This is a genomic window from Rhodopirellula maiorica SM1 (assembly GCF_000346295.1).
Taxonomy (GTDB): domain Bacteria; phylum Planctomycetota; class Planctomycetia; order Pirellulales; family Pirellulaceae; genus Novipirellula; species Novipirellula maiorica.
In genome coordinates this window covers 1-8,319 of record NZ_ANOG01000140.1, presented here as the reverse complement: position 1 = coordinate 8,319, position 8,319 = coordinate 1, and the positions used below count along the sequence as shown (strand labels likewise).

Annotated in this window: 5 protein-coding genes and 1 tRNA gene; 4 read left to right on the top strand and 2 right to left on the bottom strand. The window is 55.3% G+C overall.

Annotated features, from left to right (window positions below; translation table 11 throughout):
• Together RMSM_RS04150 and RMSM_RS04145 are read left to right on the top strand one after the other, a co-directional pair.
• On the top strand, positions 1–1,124 hold a 1,124-nt coding region (locus RMSM_RS04150; protein ID WP_040764037.1), incomplete at its 5' end, for a hypothetical protein.
• A gap of 64 nt (positions 1,125–1,188) precedes the next feature.
• Positions 1,189–1,635, top strand: a complete 447-nt coding sequence (locus RMSM_RS04145) for a hypothetical protein (protein ID WP_008691997.1) — start codon at positions 1,189–1,191, stop codon at positions 1,633–1,635.
• A 21-nt stretch (positions 1,636–1,656) separates the two neighbouring features.
• Here RMSM_RS04145 and RMSM_RS04140 read toward each other — a convergent pair whose 3' ends face one another.
• On the bottom strand, positions 1,657–2,895 hold the full coding sequence (locus RMSM_RS04140; protein ID WP_040764036.1) for a tyrosine-type recombinase/integrase: 1,239 nt from the start codon (positions 2,893–2,895) through the stop codon (positions 1,657–1,659).
• Between the two features lie 139 nt (positions 2,896–3,034).
• A tRNA-Cys gene (locus RMSM_RS04135) sits at positions 3,035–3,107 on the bottom strand.
• A gap of 1,156 nt (positions 3,108–4,263) precedes the next feature.
• On the opposite strand from RMSM_RS04135, the gene RMSM_RS04125 reads away from it, so the two are divergent.
• Positions 4,264–5,772, top strand: a complete 1,509-nt coding sequence (locus RMSM_RS04125; RefSeq protein WP_144057363.1) for an efflux RND transporter periplasmic adaptor subunit — start codon at positions 4,264–4,266, stop codon at positions 5,770–5,772.
• A partial coding sequence (locus RMSM_RS04120) for an efflux RND transporter permease subunit (protein ID WP_008691993.1) occupies positions 5,769–8,319 on the top strand: 2,551 nt, incomplete at its 3' end. The genes RMSM_RS04125 and RMSM_RS04120, both read left to right, overlap by 4 nt.

Here is an 8,319-nt window from a genome sequence, read left to right as displayed (position 1 = left end):
GCGGAAATCGAGCGGGTCTCGAAACAGGAAAAAACGCGTCAAGCAAGCAAAAAGAAATCCACTTCCGGAGCCCGACGAAAGAAATCGGGGTGAATTTGATGAGAGTTGCCGTGCTAGTCCTGTTCGCTGTCGTCGCAACTCGGATTCATGCCGAATCACCGAAGATCTACACTTGGCGATCACAAGACGGTCGAGCAATCGAAGGGGCGTTCGGGGGGATCGATGAGGATGAGAATACGGTTACGGTGTTGATTCCACGGGCGATCCCGCTCGCGTCACTGCATCATTACTCACAAGAACTGGCGAGATCGATCGCGGATCGCGAGGAATCGTCGAGGGCTGCCGCGGTAGCCACTGCGTCTGAAAAGTCGGTGGTGCCGCCTGCTTCGCCAGAGATCTTAGAAACGAAGCCGAAAGCCGATGCGCCGGAAATGGCTGCGGACGCGCCGGTTGAACCGGCGGCGTCGATTGCAGAGGACCAATTTCTGCCGCTTCCCGAGTCGGGCGATTGTGATCTCGCGACTTGGAAAACGCTGACGACTCGCGACAAAACAAACTTGATCGGTAGTTACGTCTATGCCGTGACTCGTCTTGATGATCTTTCGGACCGAATCGAGGGGGTCGCTAAAACCGCGTCGGGATTTAACGCGTTGGTTGTGCACTCGCGTAATGCGATGGACGAGCTGGCCCAACCTAACGAAACCGCGTCAAATAAGGTTTCAGAAACATTCCTGCTCTGGGTCGCAATGGATAAATGGTTCGAAGCGAAAGAGGAAAAGAAGTCGACGCCACGAAGCGATCGTCAGAACAACTTGCTGGCAGATCAATCCGTCAAAGACATCGCGTTCGAAAATATGACAGAACTCGATGCCGATACAGGCTATCCAAAAATCGCTGGAAAGGTTGTCAATAAGGCAGGAAAGACAATATTGTTTGGCACGTTTTACTTCAACTGGTTCGACGGCGAGAAAATTGTCGCGATGGAATCATTGCTTTTGTCACAGCTCGCCCCCGGCGAACAGCAAACGTTCCAAATCGATGCTCCTGGCGAAGCGAAGTCTACTGACAATGCTAATGCGCGAATGGAAATCACGTCTCGAAGCGTAATTTTCGCCGACGAGTGACCAGACGTGTCACGCTGCTAGCAAACACTACCCGCTCCGCACCCCTATCCACCGGAGCGACACCGTGTTTGAACCATCCCAACGAATCGAGCTTGAATATCCCACGCACACGCATGTCCGTTTGATCGAACGTTCTCAGTACAAACGACGGCATTTGGTTGTCCATCGGATGCGTGACTTGGTCACCGATCCGTTGACGCCCGCCGAGTTTCTTCGCCGTCCCTATGTGGCTCGATCGCGTTGGCTGATGACGGCTTGGGATGAACGGATCGATGAGTTTCGCCAGTTTTATCTTGGATCAACGGCCCAATTCCGTGCACCGGGCTGTTTGCGTATCGTGATCGAGGATCATAACGCGGATCCGCCGCGGCGTTTGATCGGTCGGCAATACGAACCGAATGTGTTCGACCGGCGGTTGATGGTCCGGATGATGCAAAAATGGCTGCGCGAACAACCGGACTTGTACGAGAAAATCCGCGTGATGGCCGATGACATGCGGTTATTGGGATAATCGATTACTGGGATGATCGAGCTAACCGATTTGGAACGTGACGTCGATCGCCTTTTGCCGGTCTGCTTCAGCGTAAATTTGTGTGACGTCGGCTTTCGCATGGCCCAGGATGACTTGGGCGGCTTCGAGCCCAAACTTGGATCGGATCTCGGTGCCGCGGGTGTGACGCAGCTGGTTCGGTGCCCATCGATGCGAATCGTGCCATGCTTTGACTGCGACGCTGTCGTGCGAGATGTCCTTAGGCACGGGCCATGCTTTCTTGCACGCGTCAGCAATCGCTTTGCCGTAACTGCTGCTGGTGAAAAACGGTCTCGGCAACCGACGTTGCTTCGCTGGCTTCGCGCGTCCGTACTTGCGGCCTCGGCGGTTGCCGCACGATTCGGGCGTCGTACGAGCCGCGTGGGCCTGTTCTCTATGCCATTCACGCGACTCGGCGGCCGAGAAACATGGGGCGTCGGATGGCCGCAATAGAAATGGCGTCAGTACCACTTGGGCATCGGGACCGATATAGGCGACTCGTTTGCGGCCGTGGTGTTCGGTCTTATGGCCACCGATCCGGTATTCCCAAACCTTTCCCGATCGATCGACGTCGCACGGCCGCAACTTGCACACCTCTCCCGGTCGCATCCCGGTCAGCAATTGCAATCGAATCATCGCCGCGACGACGGGCGACAGAAAGGGCAGCACCGCTTGGACGTCTTTCAGATCGACTGGGGGCACCTCCTTCATTTCAGGGACATTGGTTCGGCCTTTCCGCAATCCTTCGACCGCCCGCAAAGCGGTCCACACCGACTCGGGCACCAACTCTTCGGCGACGCCCCATTTGAAGATGCGAACCAGCCGCCCTTGTTGCTTGTTGATCGACTGACGAGTCAAACCGTTGTCGATCCATTGTTGCCGGCACGCCTTCAACGCAAGCGGCCCAAACTCGCTGACCGATTCATCACCGTACAGCCGGCACAGCGTCCGGACCACTTGGCGAAACGAATTCACTTCCGTCGTCTGCTCACCATCTTTGACGTAATACGATTCAGCGTAGGTGATGAACTCGGCCGCCAGCTCATTGATAGTGATCGGATCATCGGAAACCAATCGCCGACCCGCAGCCAACCATTCCGCGATCTTGCGATCGTACAACTCGCGTGACTCAGGCGAATTATATTTTCCGAGATAGATGATTTGGCCGTTCAAGCAGACCAAAGCACGGTCCGAGGCCTTGTGGTGCCGATAGGGCGGCAAAGACTGGTCACGACGCGGCATGAGAGGGTGATCTCCTAAGGTGCATCGTATTCGAGTCAATTGACTCGAATACGCTCACGAGATTTCACCGCACAACCGCAATCGGAAGGTCACGCAAAAGCGTGTTTCGGCTATAAAGAAAGTTGCATTTCAGCAAAAGAGGCGACGGTGGGATTCGAACCCACGAATAAAGGATTTGCAATCCTTCGCCTTAGCCACTTGGCCACGTCGCCTTGATTGATTTGCCGCAAAGTTAGGAGATGTTTGCGGGTTAGTCAAGATCCTCTGACTGGAACAATCGGGATGTTGCAGTCGGTGATACGCATCCTATCGGTGTTTCCGTGCCGGACCTTTAACGTCCCGCAAAAATAACTTTACTTTTTGACGGCCAACCTCGCCAGCCGTCTGCGATTCCAGCGGGCTGCCATTCGTCAATCACCCCGTAAAAGACGCTGAAAAGCTGAATCGGGTTCGTGTCGTGGCCGTGAAAATTTGTCCGTTTTCCAAGCCGCGGGGAGCCATCACCGCTGTAGATGTTCACGCCAATTTTTTCCCCCCCTTTTTGATAGCGGAGTTTGATTTCTGGCCCATAATCGACAAACGGGAAAATTGAGATCCGACTTTGCCTAAAATCATGATCCCCTCGATGGTGCTGGATCCAAAGGATCCGTGCGGTGTCGCGAATGGTGTTCGCCGTGTGCGGAAAGACTGTTGCTGTGTACTTTGGGGGGGGACGCCTGCCGCAAGCTATGCGGTGGCGGGTTGATAAAATGTTCGGTTTAGACCGGGCGGGCCCCGCGCCGCACCGCTGCAAACGCCACCCGTTTAGTGCCGAAGTAGATGGCATTGGGTCCGTGCCGCTTCGCTACAGGTGCCACCCAGAGGAAGTGTCATTTGCCGCGTAACAGCTTGAGTGTGCGCCGTCGTAGCTTGATCAACCAGCAGAATTTAAACCACACGACGTGGCGTTCAATTCGTTCGATATAGACGTGTCACTAAGCAAGGATGACTTTGGCGGGCCGAGCCGGATCTTGGGGTGTTCGAGATGTAGCCGCGCGGGAATTTTAAAAGTCGATAGACTTTCGCGGGGGGCGAACGACAAAAAGTTTGGCACTCCGAGATGAGCGATTTCGCACTATATGAGAGAAAGCGATGCTCCGCGGGGTATTCGGAAGGGTGAAAGGGTTTGGAGGTGCGTTCATTGCAGCCTGTGCTACTTGGATGATGACAGGCGGGAAACGTGTCTGGCGGTACAAGCTTTTGCCGGAACTTGTGGCGACCCTAGGGGTTAACTCGGTCTTGTTTCCAACTGATTGCTGCGGATCCGTATTTTTCGAAGCAAAATAACATAGCGGCACCACGCATCCGACTCGCTTTTTGACTCGCCTCATGAACACCCCCTCATCCGGCCCTCCGCGGTCCCTCAAGCACCTCGTTTTGAACATTGTGGTTTCAATCGCGATTTTAGCTGGCTGTTTGTTTGGCTACACCTTGCTCGGGGAACGTAAACGCCCGGCGCGATCCAAACCGAACAAACCGGCGGCGACAGCGGTGACAACCGAGGCGCTTCAGCGGCACCAAGGCCCGCTTTCGATCAGCTCTAATGGTGTCGTGGTGCCCTTGCGGGAAATTCGCCTCGCCACCGAAGTGGCGGGCCGCGTGATAGAGCAATCCGAGAATCTGCGTCCTGGTCGCGAGGTTTCCGAAGGTGAAACGCTGATCCAATTGGACCCCACCGAATACGAATTGGAAGTTCGTCGGTTGGCGGCTCAGAAAACGCAAGAGGATGCAGAATTGGCCGCCGCCGATGTCAACATCGAGAACACCGCCCATCTTTTAACCTTGGCCGAAGAGCAAGTGCGACTCGCTAGCGGCGAACGGGAGCGAACCGATGCATTGGTCGCTCGCCAAGCCGCATCGGTTTCCGAAGTGGAAGTCGCCAAACGCGCCGAATTGACCGCGAAATCGGCTCTTGTCGAGCTGCAAAATCGCGAGCGCGAGCTGATCGCCCAACGCACTTTGATCTTGAGAAAACAAGCGTTGACCGAGGTCGCGGCGGAGCGTGCCAAGTTAGACCTGTCTCGCACCACGGTCCGTTCGCCTATCCGTGGCCGGGTGGTGCAAAGCGGGGTCGAGGAGCAATCCTTTATTGCCGCAGGAACCTCCTTTGTCACCATCGAAGATACGACCGCAATCGAAGTCCGATCGAATTTAACGGTGGACCAGATGTATTGGGTTTGGAATTCGGCTGCGATGGCGAACCAATTCGAATCGGGGGATCATGGAGACCGCGTTCCTCCGGTCAGTGCGACGATCCAGTACCGCTTAGGAAAACGAGTCTACCAGTGGCAGGCGGTGTTGACGCGAATCGATGGTGCGGGCATCGACTTGGATACTCGCACCTATCCCTGTTTGTTGCGTGTTGATTCGCCCGCCGATGTGGTCGCTGTCGACGCGGATGCAAGCCAGAAACGCATGGACACTCCGCCGCCTTCCCCCGCTGTCGTGGCGGACGGTCCGAGACGTTTGATGCGGGGCATGTTTGTCTCAGTCACGTTGAACGTCCATCCGACGCGAACGCTATATCGCGTCAACGAGATCGCGATCCGTCCTGGAAATCGCATTTGGTTAGACGTGGACGGCAAGCTTCGTGTGGTGCCTGTCGAAGTGGTGAGCCGGATGGGTGATGGAGTGATTGTCGATGCCGATATCGATTCGGCGCTGCCAACGAAGAGCATGAAAGCGGATCATGTCGCGGTGATTGTATCGCCGGTCAGCGATCCAAAAGATGGGATGCCGGTGATGACATCGGGAACGACGGCACAACAGCCAGGAAGCACGCCAACGCGAATTGCCGATGATGTTTCGGGGCTCGATTCAGCAAAGGCGGCGGGATGAAATCGATTATTGCTTGGTCGGTCAAAAATTGGCAGGCCATGAATGTCATTATGCTCGGCACCCTGTTATTGGGTGCGTGGAGTTTGACACAGTTGCGGCGTGAATTTTGGCCCGACTTTGAACTTTACATCGTCAATGTTTCGGTTGTTTATCCCGGTGCCAGCCCGGATGAAATCGAGCAGGGCATTTTGGAAAAGATCGAAGAGGCGATTCGCACCGTCGACGGCATTGACGAAATGACCTCGTCGGCTCGCGAGGGTATCGGTAGCGTCACGTTGGAATTGGACAGCGAGACGAAGCAGGCCGATGCGCAGCGAGTGTTGACCGAGGTCACCACCTTGATCGATCAAATCCCTAGCTTTCCTGAGCTAGCGGAGAAGCCGGACGTGCGTTTGAATACCAACTTCACCACGGCGATTCGAGTAGCAGTGCTGGGGCCCAAAAATTCGGGGGCGGGCAATGGCAACAACGACGAAGCCGTTGCCGAAGCCGCCTTGGAATTGCGACGCGTGGCTGAACGTGTTCGCAACGATTTATTGGCGCTGCCGAATGTCTCGGTCGCCGATCTCGTGGGAGCACCCGATTATCAAATCGACATCGAGATTCCTGAGCATACGCTTCGCGAATACAATTTGTCACTTAGTGAAGTCGCGGGCATTGTGCGAGCGAATAACGTCGAATTGCCAGGCGGAACGCTGAAGGGACGATCTCAGGAGATCTTGCTTCGCGGTAGTGACAAGAGTGAGATTGGTGAGAAGATCGCGTCGATTCCGTTGGTCAGCCAAAACAGTGGGGTGGTGTTGACGGTTGGCGATTTGGGAATCGTGCGTGACGAATTTGCAGTGGATGCGACGATCAACGAGGTCAACGGGCGGCCGGCGGTAGTGGTGTCGGTCGAATCCACCAGCGCCGATGATTTGATTGCGGTTTCGGACGAAGTGCGTGAGTATGTCGATCATGAAAAAGCGAGATTGCCAGACGGATACAGCATGCTGCACATGCGTGATCGCAGCACCAGCGTCAAGAATCGCTTGAATTTGTTGGCGTCCAACGGTTGGATGGGACTGTTGTTGGTGTTCTTGGTGTTGGCACTGTTTCTGGAAATGCGATTAGCGTGGTGGGTCGCGCTGGGGATTCCTGTCTCTCTGTTGGGCGCATGTATTTACATGTTGCAAAGTGGTCAAACGCTAAACATGACATCGATGTTTGCGTTTTTGATCGCGTTGGGGATTGTGGTCGATGACGCGATCGTGGTGGGCGAGAATATTTACGCGCATCGTGAACAAGGCAAAAGTTATCGCGATGCTGCGATTGATGGAGCCGCCGAGGTGATGCCGTCGGTGATCACCGCGATCTTGACCACTGTGATTGCGTTTGTTCCGATCATGTACCTCGAAGGCAATATCAAGCGGTTAACGGTCGTCTTGCCGCTGTGCGTCGGAGCAATGCTGTTCATCTCGATGGTCGAGAGCTTGACGATCCTGCCGGCGCACTTGGCGCATCGACGCAGTCGTTTTCTTGATGTGTTGACTTGGATCCTGTTTCCGATTCGGCCGATCGCTTGGTTGTTGCATCGCAGCAATCAAGGGCTAACGCGTTTTCTAAACTGGTTTATCGCGCGAGTTTACACGCCGCTGTTGAATCGATCGCTGCGAAATCCAGCGGTGGTGATGTCCGCCGCGGCGGGATTGTTGATTCTGTCGTTGGGCGTGGTTCGATCGGGGGTGGTTCCCTTTCTGCTGTTGCCGAAGATCGACTTTGGGTTCATCACCGTTCAGATCACCTATCCGGATGGTACTCCGGTTGCCGTCACCGATGCAGCGACCAAACGCTTAGAGCAGGCCATTTGGCGAATCAACCAACGTTCGATCGACGAAGGCTTAACGACCGATCCTAACGGTTTTGTGCAAGCGGTGCAGCGAACCGTCGGATCATCGGGCGACGAGGTGGGGGCGGCTCCGGCGAGCCACGTCGGAGGCATCTTTGTGCAACTGAATGACATCGGCGAGCGGACGGTGTCGAGTGTCGACATTGTTCGTATGTGGCGTGAAGAGTCGGGGCGTTTTCCAGGAGCCGAGGCGGTTGCTTATGGTGCCACCCCGCGTGGTCCTGCGTCGCTGCCCATCGAAATGCGATTGATGGCCACCGCCGAGAACATGGAGCAAATGGATGCCGCGATTGCTCGTTGTAAAGCAAAGCTTGCCGAGTATCCCTATGTATCGGACATCGCCACGGATACGCGGCAAGGCAAATGGGAATACCGCATGAAGGTCCGAGACGATGCCAAGGCGATGGGGATCTCGTTAGCGGACGTTGCGGGGACGGTGCGTGCATCGTATTACGGCGAAGAGGTGATGCGGCTGCAACGGGGACGCCATGAAGTGCCGCTGCGTGTTCGCTATCCACGCGAAGACCGCAATACATTGGTCAGTTTTAATGGGATCCGCATTCGCAACGGAGATGGGATTGAACGACCTCTCAGCGAAGTTGCGGATGTTGAAGTTGCTCGAGGCTATTCGGAGATCCGCCGTGTGAATCAAATGCGAT